General features: G+C 40.2%; 20 protein-coding genes. 10 read left to right on the forward strand and 10 right to left on the reverse strand.

Annotated elements, in window-relative coordinates:
• Positions 1 to 2: 2 nt before the first annotated feature.
• The 8 genes from ACNO7B_RS13255 to sppA form a co-directional block, all read right to left on the reverse strand.
• Positions 3 to 518 (reverse strand): MogA/MoaB family molybdenum cofactor biosynthesis protein, encoded by a 516-nt coding sequence (locus ACNO7B_RS13255; RefSeq protein WP_046526486.1) that lies wholly within the window; start codon positions 516 to 518, stop codon positions 3 to 5.
• A 99-nt stretch (positions 519 to 617) separates the two neighbouring features.
• Positions 618 to 1802, reverse strand: coding sequence for an acetate kinase (locus ACNO7B_RS13260; RefSeq protein ID WP_024718669.1), 1185 nt, complete (start codon positions 1800 to 1802; stop codon positions 618 to 620).
• Positions 1803 to 2031: 229 nt separating this feature from the next.
• Positions 2032 to 3006: a class I SAM-dependent methyltransferase gene (locus ACNO7B_RS13265; protein ID WP_007501729.1), complete on the reverse strand. Its 975-nt coding sequence runs from the start codon at positions 3004 to 3006 to the stop codon at positions 2032 to 2034.
• An 88-nt stretch (positions 3007 to 3094) separates the two neighbouring features.
• Positions 3095 to 3595 carry a thiol peroxidase gene (tpx, locus tag ACNO7B_RS13270; protein ID WP_417901603.1) on the reverse strand — a complete coding sequence of 167 codons (501 nt, stop codon included), beginning with the start codon at positions 3593 to 3595 and terminating at the stop codon, positions 3095 to 3097.
• A 112-nt stretch (positions 3596 to 3707) separates the two neighbouring features.
• Positions 3708 to 4160, reverse strand: coding sequence for a GerW family sporulation protein (gene ytfJ / locus ACNO7B_RS13275; protein ID WP_007501733.1), 453 nt, complete (start codon positions 4158 to 4160; stop codon positions 3708 to 3710).
• 14 nt (positions 4161 to 4174) lie between these two features.
• Positions 4175 to 4882, reverse strand: a complete 708-nt coding sequence (locus tag ACNO7B_RS13280; protein WP_008343138.1) for a DUF2953 domain-containing protein — start codon at positions 4880 to 4882, stop codon at positions 4175 to 4177.
• Between the two features lie 101 nt (positions 4883 to 4983).
• The gene (locus ACNO7B_RS13285; protein WP_008343136.1) at positions 4984 to 5508 is read right to left on the reverse strand and encodes an RDD family protein; all 525 of its coding nucleotides are present in this window, start codon (positions 5506 to 5508) and stop codon (positions 4984 to 4986) included.
• A gap of 14 nt (positions 5509 to 5522) precedes the next feature.
• Complete coding sequence (gene sppA / locus ACNO7B_RS13290) at positions 5523 to 6524, reverse strand: signal peptide peptidase SppA (RefSeq protein WP_340967825.1); 1002 nt, start codon at positions 6522 to 6524, stop codon at positions 5523 to 5525.
• A 447-nt stretch (positions 6525 to 6971) separates the two neighbouring features.
• Between sppA and ACNO7B_RS13295 the strand changes: the two genes are divergently transcribed.
• The 8 genes from ACNO7B_RS13295 to ACNO7B_RS13330 all read left to right on the forward strand — a co-directional run bounded on the left by ACNO7B_RS13295 (position 6972) and on the right by ACNO7B_RS13330 (position 15344).
• Positions 6972 to 7775, forward strand: coding sequence for an NAD kinase (locus ACNO7B_RS13295; protein WP_017358281.1), 804 nt, complete (start codon positions 6972 to 6974; stop codon positions 7773 to 7775).
• 116 nt (positions 7776 to 7891) lie between these two features.
• The gene (locus ACNO7B_RS13300) at positions 7892 to 9334 is read left to right on the forward strand and encodes a DEAD/DEAH box helicase (protein WP_417901604.1); all 1443 of its coding nucleotides are present in this window, start codon (positions 7892 to 7894) and stop codon (positions 9332 to 9334) included.
• Positions 9335 to 9523: 189 nt separating this feature from the next.
• Positions 9524 to 10579, forward strand: a complete 1056-nt coding sequence (locus tag ACNO7B_RS13305) for a fatty acid desaturase (protein ID WP_072367439.1) — start codon at positions 9524 to 9526, stop codon at positions 10577 to 10579.
• 117 nt (positions 10580 to 10696) lie between these two features.
• A complete protein-coding gene (locus ACNO7B_RS13310) occupies positions 10697 to 11833 on the forward strand; it encodes a sensor histidine kinase (RefSeq protein WP_056705528.1) in 1137 nt (378 codons plus the stop codon).
• Complete coding sequence (locus tag ACNO7B_RS13315; protein ID WP_007501749.1) at positions 11830 to 12429, forward strand: response regulator transcription factor; 600 nt, start codon at positions 11830 to 11832, stop codon at positions 12427 to 12429. Before ACNO7B_RS13310 ends, ACNO7B_RS13315 begins: the two co-directional genes overlap by 4 nt.
• A gap of 191 nt (positions 12430 to 12620) precedes the next feature.
• Positions 12621 to 13541: an iron-hydroxamate ABC transporter substrate-binding protein gene (locus ACNO7B_RS13320; RefSeq protein WP_417901605.1), complete on the forward strand. Its 921-nt coding sequence runs from the start codon at positions 12621 to 12623 to the stop codon at positions 13539 to 13541.
• Between the two features lie 109 nt (positions 13542 to 13650).
• Entirely contained in the window at positions 13651 to 14340 is a 690-nt protein-coding gene (locus ACNO7B_RS13325) for a response regulator transcription factor (protein ID WP_017358287.1), read from the forward strand.
• Positions 14340 to 15344, forward strand: a complete 1005-nt coding sequence (locus ACNO7B_RS13330) for a sensor histidine kinase (RefSeq protein WP_417901606.1) — start codon at positions 14340 to 14342, stop codon at positions 15342 to 15344. Before ACNO7B_RS13325 ends, ACNO7B_RS13330 begins: the two co-directional genes overlap by 1 nt.
• 74 nt (positions 15345 to 15418) lie before the next feature.
• On the opposite strand, the gene ACNO7B_RS13335 is transcribed toward ACNO7B_RS13330, so the two are convergent.
• The gene (locus ACNO7B_RS13335; RefSeq protein WP_417901607.1) at positions 15419 to 16663 is read right to left on the reverse strand and encodes an FtsW/RodA/SpoVE family cell cycle protein; all 1245 of its coding nucleotides are present in this window, start codon (positions 16661 to 16663) and stop codon (positions 15419 to 15421) included.
• Positions 16654 to 16998, reverse strand: coding sequence for a PadR family transcriptional regulator (locus ACNO7B_RS13340; protein WP_047945291.1), 345 nt, complete (start codon positions 16996 to 16998; stop codon positions 16654 to 16656). The genes ACNO7B_RS13335 and ACNO7B_RS13340 overlap by 10 nt, the downstream gene beginning before the upstream one ends.
• A gap of 298 nt (positions 16999 to 17296) precedes the next feature.
• Between ACNO7B_RS13340 and ACNO7B_RS13345 the strand changes: the two genes are divergently transcribed.
• A complete protein-coding gene (locus ACNO7B_RS13345; RefSeq protein ID WP_007501759.1) occupies positions 17297 to 18058 on the forward strand; it encodes an ABC transporter ATP-binding protein in 762 nt (253 codons plus the stop codon).
• Entirely contained in the window at positions 18048 to 19985 is a 1938-nt protein-coding gene (locus ACNO7B_RS13350; RefSeq protein ID WP_417901608.1) for an FtsX-like permease family protein, read from the forward strand. The genes ACNO7B_RS13345 and ACNO7B_RS13350 overlap by 11 nt, the downstream gene beginning before the upstream one ends.
• Positions 19986 to 19994: the final 9 nt, after the last annotated feature.

The following is a 19994-nucleotide window of genomic DNA, read 5'->3' on the forward strand; positions in this document are numbered from 1 at the left end:
GGCTATTTTTGATCTTTTTCAAGCTCTCGCAACACATGAGGAAGCTCTGGAATAATGAGTTTGGTCATGGCTAACCGAACTGCTCCGGTAGAGCCTGGTGTGGCAAAAACGGCTTTTTGGTTAATCACCCCTGCCGTCGCTCTAGATAAGATAGCGGCTGATCCAATATCTTCTGTATAGCTCAGCATGCGAAAAATTTCTCCAAAGCCCGGCAGCTCTTTTGAGAAAAGAGGTGTAATGGATTCAATCGTGACGTCCCTTGCTGCAATACCAGTTCCCCCGTTTAACAAGACGGCATCAATCTTCGCTTCACTTGTTCCTTCTAAAACGGCGTCTTGAATCGCTCCAATGTGATCTTTTACAATATCGTATGCAAGAATAAGGTGCCCTTGTTCTTTGAGCAAATCAATCATCAGACGGCCGCTTTTATCTGTTTCTTTTGTCCTTGTATCACTGACGGTAATGACTTTTACATGAAGCCTCGTTTTCGCTTCGCGTTTATGTTCTTGGGCGCTCATCTCTTCACACCGCTCCTTTCATATTGCCTCACATTATAGCATGCTGATTTCAATAGAAAAAAGCCCTTTTCCGCTGAGGAAAAGAGCTTCAAAAGGATGTTACGCTAAACGCATAACGTCTCTTGCAATCATAACTTCTTCGTTCGTTGGAATCACGATGACTTTTACAGGAGAGTGAGGGTAGCTGATGAATGCTTCTTCGCCTCTCATGTTGTTAAGAGATGGATCCCAATATACGCCCATGAATTCTAGACCACGAAGTACACGTGCTCTCACTTCTGAGCTGTTTTCACCGATTCCAGCTGTGAAGATGATGGCATCTACACCATTCATTCTTGCTGCATAAGAACCGATGTATTTATGAATACGGCTTGCAAAAATATCTAGTGCTACTTCTGCACGGTCGTTTCCTTCTTCTGTCGCTTCTTCGATATCACGAAGATCACTTGAAAGACCAGACACACCTAAAAGACCACTCTTCTTATTCAAAGTAGAAAGCACTTCTTCCGCTGTATGTCCTGTTTTCTCCATAATAAATGGAATAAGGGCAGGGTCAATGTTACCTGAACGTGTTCCCATTGCAACACCCGCAAGTGGTGTGAAGCCCATTGACGTATCGATTGATTTTCCGCCTTCAACTGCTGCGATACTTGCACCATTTCCAAGGTGGCAAGAAATCAAACGAAGCTCTTCAAGAGGACGGCCTAATAGCTCTGCTGCACGCTCTGTTACGAACTTATGGCTTGTCCCGTGGAATCCGTATTTACGAATACCAAAGTTTTTGTAGTAGTCGTACGGAAGGCTGTATAGGTAAGACTGCTCTGGCATTGTTTGGTGGAACGCTGTATCGAACACAGCAATCGCTGGTACGTCAGGCAGAATTTGTTTGAATGCTTTGATTCCTACAACGTTTGCAGGGTTGTGAAGTGGTGCAAGCTCTGAAAGCTGATCAATGTCTTTGATGACTTCATCTGTTAAAACAACAGAATCGCTGAATTTTTCTCCGCCGTGAACGACGCGGTGTCCTACGCCATCAATTTCATTAAAATCTTTGATGATGTTAAATTCAATTAGTTTTTCAAGCAGCATTTTAACCGCTACTGCATGATCTGGAATATCTGTGACTTCTGTTTTCTTTTCTCCATCTACAGAAATCGTGAAGATACTGTTGTCCATTCCGATTCTTTCAACAAGACCTTTTGTTAAAACGGTTTCTTCTGGCATGTCGAACAATTGGAATTTAAGAGATGAGCTTCCTGCGTTGATTGCAATAATTTTGGACATTACTGTCGCTCCTTTTACTCAGTTGTTATATAAGGTTTCACGTTTTTTCGGTGCTATATTCAACCTGTTTGAACGGGTCTTTTATAGTTTAACGATAAGTCCGAAAAATATCTGACTTTTTCATTTAAACATTGAAAACTTTGCATTTCAAGTACACCTTCGAACTGTTACCGCTTACATCAATAAGTCGTTATTTTCTGAATAATAAAATAGCCAGACATCACTCTGGCTATTCTTTCGTTTCTTTTTCTTCTATAAACCATTGGTCTAATTTTCTCATGACGCCAACCATTGCTTCTTTCTGTGAGAAAGATGGCAGATTGGCAAATAGCATACGTTTCGGTGCTTCGAGCCCCTCTTTTTTCTTTTGCATCACAAATAAGCTTTTTGCATGCTTTTTGTCTTTGAACATAGAGACTGGCAGCTGAATTAACGCATTCATATATGCATGTTCTTTGATGAAATCCTTTAATTGTACGCTTTCTTTTCCTTCAAACAAATCGTTTGGAATGATGAAGAATAAGAAGCCGCCTTCTTTCGTGTAACGAAGACTTTGCTCAATGAATAAATAATGCGCAAAGGAATGACCTTCTTTTGCCTTTAATTCATAGTCTTTAGCGCGCTCATCGTTTGGATAAAACCCGACAGGAAGACTACATACAGCAACATCTGCTGGTGAGATAAGAAGCGGCTCAAGGCTGTCCTGGTGGAAAAGCTCTACTTCTTTTTCTTCTAAGTTCGCTTGTGCCCACGCAATTTTAATGAGCACGTCATCAATTTCAGAGGCAAAACCGCGTGTTGTTTCTGCTGTTACATTGTTGAGGACCGCAAGCAGTAAATTCCCTGTTCCCGCTGCTGGATCAAAGACAACCAGCTCTTTTTGTCCTTCTAAAAATTTATTGACCAAATAGCTGACAAACAGACCAATTGTATCAGGTGTCATCTGCCGGTTTGGATGTGAAATATCCTTTTGTCCTTTTAATACGGCGAGCTGAAACGCTTTACGAATCTGCTCATGATCATAAGAGGCGAAATCTGCTTTCTCTATTAAATCTTTTAATAAACCGTTTCGATCATTTGCCTGGAAAAAGGCTTCTCCTGCTTCTGCCAATGCTTCAATATAGGAAATGTTCTGTTCCTTTTTTAAACGAATTGAAGCTGTATCGAGCAGCTCAAAAATCGTACTCACTTGATCTTTCTGCAATGCTTTTCTCTCCTCGCTTTGTTAAGAGCTATATGTTCTCATTGAAAAGAGCCCCAGTATGAAGCCGGAGCTCTTGTCGATGCTGCTTTTATAACAGTGATTTCGCAGCCTCAATGGCTTTTTCATAATTTGGATGATTGGTTGCTTCGCTTACGTACTCAGTGTAAACCACTTTTCCGCTTGGGTCTAATACGAAGACCGCACGCGCCAATAAACGCAATTCTTTCATATATAAACCAAACGCTTCACCAAATGACATATCTCTATGATCAGATAATGTTTCAACATTTTCAATTCCGTTTGCTCCGCACCAGCGTGCTTGTGCAAATGGTAGGTCTGCACTAATGGTATAGATATTGACCGGACCTAAACCGGCTGCCTCTTCATTGAAACGTCTTGTTTGTGCGTCACACACACCTGTATCAATAGAAGGAATCACTGAGATAATCGTCACTTTTCCTGTTAAATCAGAAAGTGAAACTTCCCCTAGTGAGTTCGTTAATACCATGAAATCTGGAGCCTGCTCGCCTACTTTCACTTCATTTCCTACAAGCGTTACTGGGCTCCCTTTAAATGTGATCGATGCCAAAACAATTCCTCCCTTATCAAATGTATGGTTCTATCATAGTAGAGAAAGCAAAAAACTGCAAAGCCTAATCGTCCATTTTGAAAAAAAAGTTAACTGCAGGGCAGCTAACTTTTTAAAGGTCTATGTCATCTAGTTTTCGTTCTTTGTGACGATGCTCCCGTTCATCCTTCTTAAACATGTGCTGAAGACGTTCAATTGCTTGAGGAGCAGAATCCAATATTTTATCGAGCAGATGTGTGTGTTCATCCAAATGAAGCATTCGTACGCCATTTGTTCCCACAATTAAAAAGGCGATTGGTGTAATCGATACTCCCCCACCGCTTCCGCCTCCAAATGGGAGTCTCGGTTCTTTTCGTTCTTGTTCATCAGACCGTTTTTCTTTCTTTTGGTTACCGTTGAATTCACTGCCGCCGGCTGCAAATCCAAAACCAACCTTTGACACAGTGAGAATGACACTGCCGTCAGGGGTTTCGACTGGATCGCCGATGATCGTGTTCACATCAATCATTTCTTTTAAGTTTTCCATCGCTGTCTTCATCAGACCTTGGATTGGATGATCTGCCATTTTCGGGTTCCTCCTTAAACAGATGATTCATTCTTCGTTGCTTGAAGAGAGGCATTTTTTCTCGCCTTTCTCCCTTTTAACCAATGGACAAGTAATCGAATGGCTGCAAGCATAGCATGTCCAATCCGAAAATAAGCTATACATGCAAAGTGTGTCTGTGACACATTGTGCTGAAAAGCGGGAATCACTTCATAGACTGGTTTGTGCTTAAAGGTGAGATGCTCCTGCATAAAGGCAAGAAGTGCTCCCTTGACTGACCACACACCGCCGGCTGCTACACCTGTTAAAGCTGCGTCATGAAAACCAATCCAGGTGGACCAGTGAAATGAGACGATTTTTATATGAATGAAGAACTTTCGCATGATCCGGTTTAGATCGACAATCTCTTTTGTAATACGCTCCATTTGATGAAGGATTTCCTTTACATCACGTTTTCCCACTTTTTTATGCATGGTTTCTTTTTCTTGATTAGGCGTTTTGGTGCTGGCCATTTTCTTTTCACGAATATCAATCGTTTGATCTTCCGTATTCACTTTCACCATCGGAATGTCTTTCTTCAGTCTGACGATTCCATATAAGGTGATGATCTTCACCGCAATATGGTCATTGTCATTTGCATGTGAATAGTCCAGTGAAATGGTCACTTTCATAAAGATCAATAAGATCACAAGGAACAAAAAAGCGGCGATCCAAACGTACAGCACTGTGCTCACTTCCTCCATAACAAATGATGCTTCCTCTACGATTATGGCTCTCCTTCTGGATTTTATACCCAATCACCCAAAAAAAGAGTTTGACCGGTACCCGGCCAAACTCTCTTTGATTATGCGTTTGATTCTGTTTTTTCATATAAATGTTCATGAACAACCACTGTATCTGCAAAGTAGTCATGAACCCCTTGCTTTTTCGGCGTGAACCCAACCACAGCATAGAGAACAAAAAGCGTATTAATATATCGCCCCACAATTTCTCTAAAGAAAATGACATCCCATGGCAGCTTCTTCTCCGGCTGAAGTGAGACGACTTTGATTCCAAACACCATCTTTCCAAGTGTTTGTTGGAAAATCTTCGTCATGATCGCAAAATAAAGCAGAAAGACAATTGTGGTTGTGACGGAAAATGGGGAAAACCACCCTCCACCTTTTGACCAGCCAAAGAGACTAAAGATTGGAGAAACCGTCAAATGGTTAACACCCCATACGACGAGCCAATCTAGGATAAATGCCCAAAATCTAATCCAGAAACCTGCAAAAGCCTGCGCTTCAATTGAAGTGCGCTTCGCAAGAGTCGGCCTTGATTCTCCCTCTTGGCTGCGACTTTCCGTTACTTCATCGAATGTAGAATCCATCTATGATCCCTCCTTTATTTTGAATAGAGATACATCGGTTTAGACCCATTTGAGCCAGCCAGTGTTTCTTTTAAGTTCAGAAAATCAATTTCGCTTTTAAAGAGCTTGCTTGCACTCATATTGAAAAGAGAGTTCCAGCCAAAGCTTTGTGAATAGCTGATCACCTTTGCTCCTTTTAGGCCTTTTTCATTTTTCTTCATTGCTTTTAGTGCATCTTCATAGTACCCAAGCTCATCCACTAATCCGTTCGATTTCGCCTGTGTTCCGTCATATACCCGGCCGTCAGCAATTTTCTTGACGTCCTGCTTAGACATGCCGCGTCCTTCTGAGATGACTTTCACAAAACCTTCATAAGAGTTGTCAACCATGCTTTGCATGATGTCGCGCTCATCTTTTGTCATATCACGATTTGGTGACATGATGTCTTTGAATTTTCCACTTTTAATGGTTTCATATTTAATGCCTAAATTATCTGCCAGCTTTGCATAATTCAAACTTTGCATGATGACCCCGAGAGAGCCTGTTAACGTTTCAGGTGAAGCAAAGATTTTTTTCGCTGGAGTGGATACATAATAGCCACCAGAAGCCGCCATTGAACCCATAGAAACATAAATTGGCTTCTTCGCTTTCTTTACTTCTTCTAATTTTTTATGTATTTCAGCACTTTCATAGACACCGCCGCCAGGAGAGTTAACGCGCAGCAAGACACCTTTCACAGACGCATCGTCTTTTGCTTTATCTAATTCTTTTAAGAACGCACGATGATCATATGCTTCCCCGCCTAGAAGGCTGGATGCACCGCCGTTATCTTGAATCGTGCCATTAATCTCAAGTACAGCAATTTTACTCGCTCCGCTGCCATCCTCTAGTACCTTTTCTTCGATTTCGTCCCCGAATTGATAGCTCATCTTATTATCATTGAAGCTTTCAAACAAGGCCGTCGTGATACTAATCACAATCGAAAAGCCGAAAACACCAAGTGCAATGATTAAGGCTACCCATCTTTTCGCATTCATTTCTTTCTCCTCCTTTTTGTCTCACTTCGTTCATACGAATACACACATGAAATGTTTCACAGGAACTGTGGTTTTTTTACATTTCATTTCAACATATGATAGCACCGATGTGAAATGACGATCAACTTTACATCTTCTATCATTTGCTCATCATGACGAAAAATTGGTTATTTTATCCTCTCCCTATATCTAATAGCTCAGACCATCTTCACAACGAAACGCCCAGACCTCTCTTTCTTCCAAAATGAGCTATTAAATTATGCTCAAAGTCAGCGTCGTCTAATCACTTACAATGACTCATTTCTTAAATGGAAGCCTCTATCATGATGAAGCGTCTTTCTAATATTTTTACTTTCATATGAAAAAAGTGTAAAATGTGAACAAGGGTTTTTATGTAAGCCCTTTACTACTCGAAATCTATTTTTGACAACAAAGGGGAGAACGTCAATGACAGACAATCGTCGCAATGTATTTTTCTTTTACAAAAAAGATCATGAATTGGATGGACACATTTCTTCTCTGGAGAAGCTCGCTACCGATCAAGGCTTTCACGTCGTAAAGCGTGCAGAAGATGCCCATATCATTGCTTCAATTGGTGGAGATGGTACATTTCTTCAAGCGGTTCGCAAAACGAACTTCCGGGATGACTGCTTGTATGTAGGGGTATCAAAAACAGAGAATTCGCACCTATACTGCGATTTTTCGTTAGAACATTTTGATCAAATGATTGATGCCATGAACACTGAACAAATTGAAGTGAGAAAATATCCGATCATCGATGTAAGCGTTGACAGTACAAACCAGTTCCATTGCTTAAACGAACTGTCGATCCGCTCTAGCATCATTAAAACATTTGTCATCGATGTGTATATAGATGATTTCCATTTTGAAACCTTTAGAGGCGACGGGATGATTATTTCCACTCCAACCGGTTCAACGGCCTACAATAAATCTGTCAACGGCGCCGTGGTGGATCCGATGCTTCCGTGTATGCAAGTAACCGAGCTGGCATCGCTGAATAACAACTCATACCGTACACTTGGAGCTCCTTTCATTTTAAGCAGTGACCGCAAGCTGACACTAAAGGTTGTTCAGGACGGTAACGACCATCCGATTATCGGTCTTGATAACGAAGCGCTAGGTACAAAACATGTCAAACAAATTGATATTGGCCTTTCTGGTAAAGTGATCAAAACGGTCAAATTAAAAGATAACTCCTATTGGGAAAAAGTAAAACGCAGATTCCTTTAATCATTGAAAAGCTCCTTTATGGGGCTTTTTTTCATGCCTTTTCATTCAAGGTCATGGTGTCTTTGAAAAGATATGGTATGATGTCACAAGTATACATGTACGAAAAGGAGAACACGATGCCATTACAACATTTTGATCAATATCCATTAAGCGATGAATTGAAACAAGCGCTAGAAGCGCTTCATTTCCATACACCTACACCCGTCCAGCACGAGACATTATCCGTTGCTTTTTCAAAGCAGGACCTCATTGTCAAATCTCAGACAGGCAGTGGCAAAACAGCAGCCTACGGTCTGCCAATTTGTGAAATGGTGGATTGGGCTGAGAATAAACCTCAAGCCCTCATCCTCGTCCCAACAAGAGAACTTGCCATGCAGGTCAAACAGGATCTGACCAGCCTCGGACGATTTAAACGAATCAAAGCGGCCGCCATTTACGGGAAAGCTCCATTTCAAGCACAAAAAATAGAGCTTGCACAAAAGAACCACATTGTGTGCGGAACGCCAGGACGAATATTGGATCACCTTGAAAAAAGGACACTTTCTTTAGACAATCTGTCATTTTTCGTGTTAGATGAAGCAGACGAAATGCTGAACATGGGATTTATTGATCAAGTCTCTTCTATTATTCAACACCTGCCGCCAAAGCGGATGTCGATGTTATTTTCAGCGACGATGTCTGATGAAATGAAGGATTTGAGTGAGCAGTTTTTACAATCGCCAAAAGTGATAGAGATTGCTCGGGAGGAAACGACGAAGCAGCAAATCACCCACACGTTGATTGAAACCGAGGAAGAAGGCAAGTTTTCATTACTTCAACGAACGATTGTCATTGAAAATCCAGATAGCTGTATCATTTTTTGCAATACGCAGGAGCGAGTGAATGAGCTGACGATGAAGCTGGATGAGTGGGATGTTCCTTGCGATAAGATTCATGGCGGGATGAGGCAAGAAGATCGCTTTGCTGTCATGGATGAATTCAAAAACGGGGAATTCCGTTATTTGATCGCAACAGATATTGCAGCCCGAGGAATTGATGTCAGTGATATGACACATGTCATTCATTACGACTTGCCATATGAAAAAGAACGCTATATTCACCGGACCGGAAGAACTGGCAGAGCGGGTAAAAGCGGAAAAACGATTGCGTTTATGACAAGGCACGGGCAGCCGCTTATTGAAGAATTAAAAGAGGAAGCTGGTATTCATTTTCAAATTCAACCTTATCCTACAAAAGAAGAAGCAGAACAGCATGTGGCAAGCTTTGAAGAAAAAATTGAAACACCGATTCAAAAGGAAAATAAGCAGGCTGGCGTTGAAAAGGATATTATGAAGCTTTATTTTAACGGCGGGAAGAAAAAGAAGCTGCGGGCTGTTGATTTCGTTGGGACCATTGCCAAAATAGAAGGTGTTGCGTTTGATGACATTGGGATTATTACCATTCAAGATACGAAAACATACGTCGATATTTTAAACGGCAAAGGCCCTCTTGTGCTAAAAGCCATGCGCCACACAACCATTAAAGGCAAGCAGTTAAAAGTACATGAAGCACGTGCATAAAAAGTGAAGGCTAAGCGCCTTTACTTTTTTTATTTAAAATAAAATAAGCTTACAACCCTTGAACCATCAGCCTTTCCCGCGTCCAACATGACAAATGTCATATTGAATACATGATGGGTGCTACTATGAGCATGACACCTTTCCTTCTATACTTTGAAGTAGAAAGAAACGGAAAGGACTTGAACGTTCATGACGACTTCAACCAACACACAGCAGCAAGCCACTTTAAGAAAACAAGTTGGCCAATTCTCTGGTGCTAATTCGAAAAAAAGTATCATTCAACTCTTTAATACATTCATTCCATTTTTGGGGCTTTGGTTTCTTGCCTATTATAGCCTGAACATCTCCTACCTTTTAACCCTCTTCTTTGCGGTTATTGCAGCTGGTTTTTTAGTACGTGTCTTTATTATTTTTCACGACTGCTGCCATCAATCCTTTTTTAAACAAAAGCCGCTGAATCACCTGTTCGGTTTTGTAACGGGCGTACTCACCCTTTTCCCTTATCTTCAATGGCAAAGAGATCATTCAATTCACCATGCCACAAGCAGTAATCTAGACAAACGAGGTACTGGCGACATTTGGCTCCTGACAGTCAAAGAATATCAAGAAGCATCAGCTTGGACGAAGTTTCGCTACAGATTTTACCGTAATCCTTTTGTGATGTTTATTTTAGGACCGATCTTTGTTTTTCTCTTAAAAAACCGTTTCAACGTCAAAAATGCTCGTAAAAAAGAGCGCTGGAACACGTATTTCACAAACGTGAGCATCATTGCGCTAGCAACTGCAACGTGTCTTCTTTTTGGATGGCAGGAGTTCCTGCTTGTCCAAGGTCCAATCTTCCTGATCTCAGGATCAATCGGCGTATGGCTGTTTTACGTACAGCATACATTTGAAGATTCTTACTTTGAAGCAGATGAACATTGGAATTATGTGCAGGCAGCTGTAGAAGGCAGTTCTTTTTACAAATTGCCAAAGCTTCTTCAATGGTTAACAGGCAATATCGGCTATCACCATGTTCATCATTTAAGTCCGAGGGTACCGAATTATCACTTGGAGCATGCACATGATCATAGTGAGCCGCTTCAAAATGTGCCAACCATCACTTTAAAAACAAGTATCGAATCAATGAAATTTAGACTTTGGGATGAAGAAACGAAAGCATTTGTTACCTTTAAAGAAGCACGGCAATCTAAGAAGGTGCCCGCACCTGTTATAAAAGGAGACATTCTGAAGAAAAATGCATAATTGGCGCAAGCTCTTTCTTACAATAGAAGGAGCTTGTTGTATTTGCAGGATGCGCTCATCTGTTCAATTTGATAAAGTAGTGAAAAAGACTGAAAAAATGAAAAAGGTGAATCACGGATGAAAAAACAACTTAAAATTCAAAAACTGCATGGGATTTCCCCATATATTTGGGCGATTTTTTTCATCCTGCCCTTTTATTTTATCTTTAAGACCCCTTCGACTTTAGGCATTGTGATCGGCATTATTTTAAACGTCGTTTTTTTTGCGGTCTACCGTTTTGCCTTTGTCTCAAAGGGCTGGTCGTTATATGTATTCGGCCTTCTATTAATCGCCATTTCGACTGGTTATGTGATGCTCTATAGCTACATTTATTTTGCTTTTTGTATCGCCTATTTCAACGGGCATATCAAAAGAAAAGTCCCTTTCTATATCTTATACTATATTCATCTAGGGAGCGCCGCCGTAGCAGTGAACTTTAGCTTGATTTTAAAAAAGGGATGGTTTCTCACACAAATTCCTTTTGTTGTGATCACACTTATTAGTGCCATTCTGCTCCCTCTCAGCATTCGAAGCAGGAAGGAACGTGAACGGCTAGAAGAGAAATTAGAATATGCCAATGAACGGATCGCCGATCTTGTCAAAATTGAAGAGAGACAGCGCATTGCTCGTGACCTGCATGATACACTTGGACAAAAACTCTCTCTTATCGGTTTAAAGAGTGACCTTGCCCGTAAACTCGTGTATAAAGACCCTGAACAGGCACGCGCCGAATTAAAAAGCGTCCAACAGACAGCTAGAACGTCTCTTAATGAAGTGCGGAAAATTGTTTCTTCCATGAAAGGCATTCGGATCAAAGATGAAATATTGAATATCAAGCAAATCCTTGAAGCCGCCGATATTGACATGATTTATGATGAAAAGGAAGCGCCGAAACACATCTCTCTTCTGAACGAAAACATTGTGAGCATGTGCATCAAAGAAGCCGTAACGAATGTCGTCAAACATAGCGACGCCACTGTCTGTCAAATCACGATTCATCAAAAGTCAAAGGAAGCTGTCATTACAGTTGAGGATAACGGCACATTTAAAGGCGGTGATCCATCCTCTCAAACGAAGGGACATGGCCTTTTAGGGATTAGAGAAAGATTGGAATTTGCAAATGGACGCCTGCACATTGAAACAAAAGACGGGACGAAGCTGATCATGAGCATTCCAAATGATTCAGCAGCGAAAGATAAGGAGGAAATAAAATGATTAACATCTTTATCGCAGAGGATCAGCAAATGCTGCTTGGTGCTCTTGGGTCGCTTCTTGATTTAGAAGACGATATGACGGTTGTTGGAAAAGGCACAAACGGCCAGGACGCGATTGATTTTGCTCAAAAACATCCTGTCGACATTTGTTTAATGGATATTGAAATGCCAGGAAAATCTGGGCTCGATGCCGCTGAAGAACTTAAAAAGTCTGATGTGAAGATCATCATTTTAACAACCTTTGCTCGTTCTGGCTATTTTCAAAGAGCACTGAAAGCTGGCGTTAGCGGCTACATGCTGAAGGACAGCCCAAGCGAGGATTTGGCAAGTGCCATCCGCAGCGTGATGAAAGGGAAAAAGGTGTACGCCCCTGAATTAATGGAAGACTTGTACAGCGACGAAAATCCTTTAACTGAACGAGAAAAGTCGGTTCTAGAACTCGTCGCAGACGGAAAAAACACAAAAGAAATCGCCAAGGAACTCAGCATTAAAAGCGGCACTGTCCGAAACTACATATCCGTTATTTTAGATAAACTAGAAGTCAAAAACCGAATTGAGGCCATTACTCGTTCCAAAGAAAAAGGCTGGTTTAAATAAGAAAAAAGATCAGGTCATACCACTGCCTTGATCTTTTTTTCTTTTTATCAGAATTCCTCTATCCACTGCTAAAATATCATTGACAACAAACCTCACTTCTATGGTATGATATCTGAGTGATAATAATTATCATTATCACTCATACAACCAAATACACGGCTGATGTGCCGATTTCAAAGGAGTTTACATTCATGAAGAAAATATTGTTCCCTCTGATGCTCATCTTCGTACTTGCATTGAGCGCATGTGGCAATAGCAGCAACTCTTCCTCAAATAAAGGAAAGCAATCAACGTCATCGGACACGATTACATATCAATCTGAAAATGGACCTGTGAAGCTGCCAGCAAATCCAAAACGTGTTGTTGTTCTCGCCTCTTATACAGGAAATGTCTTGTCACTTGGTGTGAACCTTGTGGGTGTTGACTCTTGGTCAAAAAAGAATCCACGTTTCAAAAAGAAATTAAAAAATGTGGAAGAAGTATCCGATGAAAATGTAGAAAAAATCATGAAGCTAAAGCCTGATGTCATCATCGGTTTAAGCGGTGCAAAAAATGTAGAAAAACTGAAAAAAATCGCCCCTACCGTTTTATTCACGTATAACAAAGTCGATTACCTTCAGCAGCATATTGAAATTGGAAAAGTCTTAAACAAAGAAAAAGAAGCAGAAGCATGGGTCAAGGATTTCAAAAAGCGCGCAGCTGAAGCTGGCAAAGAAATCAAAGCAAAAATCGGTGAAGATGCAACCGTATCTGTCTTTGAAAGCGGCACAAAAGATCTTTACGTCTTTGGAGATGCATGGGGACGCGGAACAGAAATCCTCTACCAAGCAATGAAACTAAAAATGCCGGAAAAAGTAAAAGAAAAAGCATTAAAAGCTGGTTATTATGCGGTGTCACAAGAGGTCATCCCTGAATTTGCCGGAGACTATATGATCATTAGCAAAAACAGCGAGATGGACAATTCCTATCAAAACAGTAAAATCTATAAGTCCATTCCTGCTGTGAAAAAACATCGTGTGTATGAAGCAAATGCGGAAGAGTTTTACTTTAATGACCCGCTCACACTTGAATATCAATTATCATTCTTTAAAAAGCACTTTTTAGGTAAATAAACCGAAGCAAGGGATCTCTTCCCTTGCTTTTTTGCTGTCTGCTTCTAGCGGGAGTGCCTGTTTTCCGCTACAATGATGTACAAGTAATTCAAAAAGTGTGGTGCTCGTTTTGTTTAAAATTTTGCTGATTGAGGATGATACAACCCTCTTCCAAGAAATCAAAGAACGTTTAGTCAACTGGTCTTATGATGTGTATGGGATCAACAATTTTCAACAGGTCATGCAGGAGTTCACTTCCATCCAGCCTGATTTAGTCATTATTGATATTCAGCTACCAAAGTACGATGGCTTTCATTGGTGCCGGATGATTCGGCATCATTCTAATGTGCCCATCATCTTTCTTTCCTCTCGTGATCATCCTGCTGATATGGTCATGTCGATGCAGCTTGGAGCTGATGATTTTGTACAAAAGCCCTTTCACTTTGACGTTCTCATCGCCAAAGTAAGTGCTGTTCTTCGACGAGTCCATGATTATAATGCGGAACCAGCCAACCTAAAAGTCTGGTGCGGCGCTACCCTTGACCTCGAAAATAATACAGTGACAAATGAAAACGGTGAGATTGAATTAACAAAAAATGAGTTTTTTATTCTCAAAGAATTGATACAGCATAAAAACCATATCGTCAAAAGGGAATCTCTCATCCAAGCTTTATGGGACGATGAACGATTCGTGAGTGACAATACACTCACTGTAAACGTCAACCGCCTTAGAAAAAAACTAGACGAAATCTCCCTTGGCACCTTCATTGAAACAAAGGTGGGTCAAGGTTATCTTGCAAAAGAAAAGGATGATCAATGATGCTGCAAGCATTTCTAAAAGAACGAAGAAGCTGGATCTTGTTCTTTCTTAGTTTGCAGCTTCTCATTCTCTTTGTTGCATATTTGGATACAACGATTCCACTCGCTTCTCTTTTTTATATCGTGCTTTTGTCTACATTACTCTTCATTGTTTTTCTTTTTTTTCGTTACCGGAAAGAAACTGCTTATTACATGCAACTGAAAGAATGGGATGAAAATATAGACCATCAAATGCGTCTCAAACCCTCTTCCCCCTTTGAACAAATTGTACAGGAGGCTGCGTCAGAGCAAATTGACCGATACCGCCAGATGACGGCTAAGCAAAAGACTGCGCTGGAAGAAGAAAAAGATGAACTGCTCTCATGGATACATGAGGTGAAAACGCCGCTCACGGCGATGCACTTAATGATTGACCGCATAACAGAACAGCCGCTCAAATCAAATATGACATATGAATGGCTTAGAATACATTTACTCCTTGATGCACAGCTGCATCAAAGCAGGATCCAACATATTGAAAATGATTTATTTATTGAAAAACTGGATCTCCAAAACATGCTAACGAAAGAAATCAGAGCGCTCCAATCGTGGTGTATGCAAAAAGGAATTGGCTTTGACCTTTTATTAGAAGAGCGAGATGTATTAAGTGATACAAAATGGTTATCCTTTATGATCAGACAAGTGCTGACAAACGCCGTCAAGTACAGCCAATCATCTGACATTATCATCGAAAGCAAACAAATGAACGAACAAGTGGTGCTCACCATCACAGATCAAGGCAGAGGAATTGACCCAAGAGACGTGTCCCGTATTTTTGACAAAGGCTTTACCTCCACAAGACATCACAATGACACGGCCTCCACAGGCATGGGGCTCTATTTAACAAAAAAGGGAGCTGACGCTCTTCATATCACGATCGAGGTCAACTCCACATTAGATCAAGGGACAACTTTCACCTTTATTTTTCCGAAAAAGAATGATTTTGTGCATATTGCAAGCATGTGAACATGCAGTTCAAGAAACCTAATCTCTTCATCCAACGATGCATTGAAGAGATTGGGTGATTTTATACAGCCATATCACGCTACTTCACGGCACATTTCTCCTAGCTGTTTCCTTCTATAAATACTCATTAGTAGCCCGACTGACATCATTTCTAGAAGAATATGAGATCCCCCATAGCTCATAAAAGGCATGGAAACTCCTGATATAGGCAATAATCCAAAGTTTGTGAAAATACTTAAGATAAATTTTGCTGCAAATGTGGTTGCCAAACCAATCATTAACATTTTGCCATAAGCAAATTGAACTCGTTTCGCTGTATGAACTACTCTATAAATCAAAGTCACAAACAAAATAAAAACGGCCAATCCTGCAAACCATCCGAATGAATAAATGATATACGTCAACATCCAATCAGTGTGAACATCATACAATGCGTACGGATTTATCTGAAAACCATTTGAGCTAAATTCATGAAGTGAGTATTGGTAAAAGTGGGACATATCAGCTTGATAAAGAGAAAATAATTGAACCATGAGATAGACAATACCTGCTGCTGTAAACGGAATAAGCTGTCTCATTCTTGCATGAGATACATACATCATCGTTATGCATATGACCATAAAGGTGATGGTTGCAGAAAGAGATCCGACTATATGTAATAAAATAATGGGTAAAGTGACAATCGCTAACCCTAACCAAGACTTAAAACCATTCTTCCAGTTCCAAGATTGGTAAATGCCCGCTAACGAAATAATCATCAGAAATGGAAAAATTTCAGTCAGATTGATCGATCCATTACTTAAGCTTAAAAAAAGAATACCGTTCACTCTTGTCCCAATCATCATTGTAAGAATCAGCATTCCAATCGTTCCTATATATAAATACCATGAATAGGGTAAAAAGCGCCGATAATCAAAAGCAAACAGCCCAAACATCAACGCAAGACCAAATACATAGTAAATGAGACTTTTATAAAAGATATTCGTGTCTTGAAAATGCAGTAAATGAGAATGAAACTGAAAATAATACATCACAAACAGCCCAAATGAACAAGTAGCTAGTACAAGAAGTATCGTTTTAAAGTCCACTTGAGTTTTGTGTGTTTCATGGAGCTGCATTCCGAGTATGGCTGCATCTCCAATTTGATTGAGCGCTTGATCTATCGCCTCTTCTTCTGACATGCCCGCACTGACCGCTTCCTCTTTCAGTGTGTATAAATGATCACGAAGCTCAAGCTTTATACTTGCATGTACGTCTTTATTTTTGATTCGTTTACACACATTTTTGATATATTGTTCAAATTTTTTCTCTAGTCCCATACGACTTTCTCCCCATTCAAAACGCCATCTACTGCATCTTTGAAGACATTCCATTCTTCCTTCTTTTCTTTCATAAACGCTTTGCCCTGTTCATTAATCTTGTAATACTTTCTTTTTCGATTGCCATTCCCTTCGCCCCAGTAAGACACAATGAATCCTTTCCCCTCCAAAGTGTGCAAAATAGGATATATCGTCCCCTCTTTGAAGCTAAAAATTCCTTCGGATTTCGACTCTAATTGCTTAATCATTTCATATCCATACATTGGCTTTTCATTTAGCAAGCTTAAAATAAGGGTAGCAGTACTCCCCTTTAGAAGCTCTTTACTCACTTTCATCCATCGTCACCTCTAATACATAGATTTACTATGCATATATTTGATATGCATATCTTACATGAAATCACATACTCTGTAAAGGTTCATCAGAAAAAAACAAGAAATTTGATACATCATAGCGAAAAACAGATAAAATAATTGAATAACAATCTGAATTCTACATAAGGCTTTGACATATAAAACAAGCATGTGACAACAATGTCACATGCACGTCTGTTTTGTTCGCCAAATCGCAGGAAGTCTGGTCAGCTTCTTTTTATACTAGAGATATCAATTAAATAAAAAAGGGGTTCGACAGATGAACATTTTAGAAGCTCGCAAATTATATAAAAGCTATGGAAATAAATTCAATAAACAAGAGGTGCTGAAAGGCATTGATTTGACGATAGAAGCTGGAGAATTTGTCAGCATCATGGGGCCATCAGGCTCGGGGAAAACGACCCTTTTGAACGTATTGTCATCGATTGATCATGTGTCCAGCGGATCGATTCGGATCGCAGATGCAGAAATGACGCAAATGAAAGATCAGCAGCTCGCTGAATTTAGAAAGAAACAGCTTGGCTTTGTTTTTCAGGATTATAACTTACTTGATACACTCACGGTTAAAGAGAACATCCTCTTGCCATTATCCATCTCTAAAACGCCTAAAAAAGAAGCTTTTGAACGCTTTCAACAGCTTGCAGAGGATATGGGGATTTATGAACTAAGAGACAAATATCCAAATGAATTGTCTGGTGGACAAAAGCAACGGACATCTGCGGTACGTGCCTTTATTCATGAACCAAGCCTCATTTTTGCTGATGAACCAACCGGAGCACTTGATTCCAAATCTGCTTCTGACTTACTGAACAAACTGCAAGAATTCAATCACAAGCGCAAAGCAACCATTGTCATGGTGACGCATGACCCTGTTGCAGCCAGTTATTCAAGACGAGTGATTTTTATCAAAGATGGACAGATCTATACACAATTGAATAAAGGCGCACTAGAGAGAAAGATGTTTTTCGAGGATATTATGAAAACGCAAGGTGTTTTAGGCGGTGTGAAGCATGAACATTAATCAGCTCGTCTTCCGCAATCTGAAGAAAAACTTAAAAAATTACTATTTATATGTGTTTGCACTTGTATTTAGTGTAGCGCTCTATTTTTCCTTTGTCACCTTGCAGTATTCACCAGCACTTGATGATGTAAAGGGGTCCATTAAGGGCGGTGCGTCGATTAAAGCCGCTTCAGTACTACTCATTGCCATTGTTGGAATCTTCCTGTTATATGCGAACAGCATTTTTATTAAACGAAGAGGGAGAGAAATAGGTCTCCTGCAGCTCATTGGCATGACGAAACAAAAAATTGCCAAACTACTCAATGCAGAAAACTTTATCCTATACGTGGTCTCCATGGCTATTGGTATCATAGCTGGATTTATCGGTTCAAAACTCATGCTGATGGTGCTATTTAAAGTAACCGGCGTGAACGCCATCGCCAACCTGCATTTTTCAGGCATGGCCCTTTTGCAGACACTGATCGTCTTTTTCGTCATCTATGGATTAATTATGTTAAGAAATCGATGGTTTATTAATAGACAGACGATTTTATCTTTATTTAGAACCACGTCTTCTACAGAACAGCGTGTGAAAAAAATCTCTGTGTTTGAAATCATCATTGGGGTTCTAGGCATTGCATTCATCAGCTCAGGCTATTATATTTCTTCTCAGCTTTTTACCGGCACATATACGTCCATGCTTGCGTTACTTTTAGCGATGATTTATATTCTAGCCTCTGTCATTATCGGTACCTTTCTTTTCTATAAAGGCTCTGTTTCGTTCATTGCCAATATCGTACGCAAACGAAAAAATGGCTATCTCGCCATTCATGAAGTCCTGTCTCTGTCATCTATTATGTTCCGGTTAAAATCAAACGCACTGCTTTTAACGATTATTACAACGGTATCTGCGCTTGCCATCGGGTTGTTATCTTTAAGCTACATTTCCTATTACTCAGCAGAAAAAACCGCTGAACAACAGATCCCATCACATTTCGTCATGGGTTCTGAGAAAGATACCGATACCTTCACTCGTGCACTTTCTGACAAACATATTGCGTATGAAACAAAGCAGTTCAAGGTCATTCAAGCGAAGTTTGACGCAAAAAAGATCATGGATTCAGAGATTAAAAATATGAATAATGATCCAGGCGTCTTAACTCTACCTGTGATCAGTGAGAAAAACGCACCAAATATTCATGTGAAAAGCAACGAAGTCATCTTAAGCGGCTACAGTGATTTATTGAAGAAATTCATGCCGATTCAAAGTTCAGGAGATGTGAAACTACTTATTAAGAAACCCCTTGATTTAAAGGTCATTGATATGAAGAAAGATTACCTCATTTCTTACAACTTTACGTTTGGTGGTCTACCTGTTGCTGTCGTCAGTCAAAGTGTCTTTGATCAGCTTGACCAGCTGAAAGATCCTAAACTTCAGATTGAGAATAATCAATATCACGCAGTCAATATAAAAGATGATCAAAACCTTGAACAAGCGAATGATGTGTTTACCTCTTTAAAACTAGGTGACAACAGCATGTCTCAATTGGCTTCAGCTCAGCAGCAAAAACAAACCATCGGATTGATGATGTTTGTAGTCGGATTTTTAGGCCTCAGCTTCCTTGTGACCTCAGGCTGTATTTTATACTTCAAACAGATGAATGAAAGCGAAGAGGAACAAAGCTCATACACGATTCTGCGTAAGCTTGGTTTTACGGAGACAGATCTCTTAAAAGGCATTCGGCTCAAACAGCTTTTCAACTTTGGCATTCCGCTTCTCGTTGGGCTCTTGCACAGCTACTTTGCTGTACAATCTGGCTGGTTTTTATTTGGTAGCGAACTGTGGACACCTATGCTGATTGTCATGGCGATTTATACCGTTTTATACTCCGTCTTCGGATTCCTATCTGTCCAATATTATAAAAAAGTCATTAAAGAATCGTTGTAAAGTATTCCC

It is taken from the genome of Bacillus sp. AK25 (assembly GCF_048270685.1).
GTDB classification, from domain to species: domain Bacteria; phylum Bacillota; class Bacilli; order Bacillales; family Bacillaceae; genus Bacillus; species Bacillus altitudinis.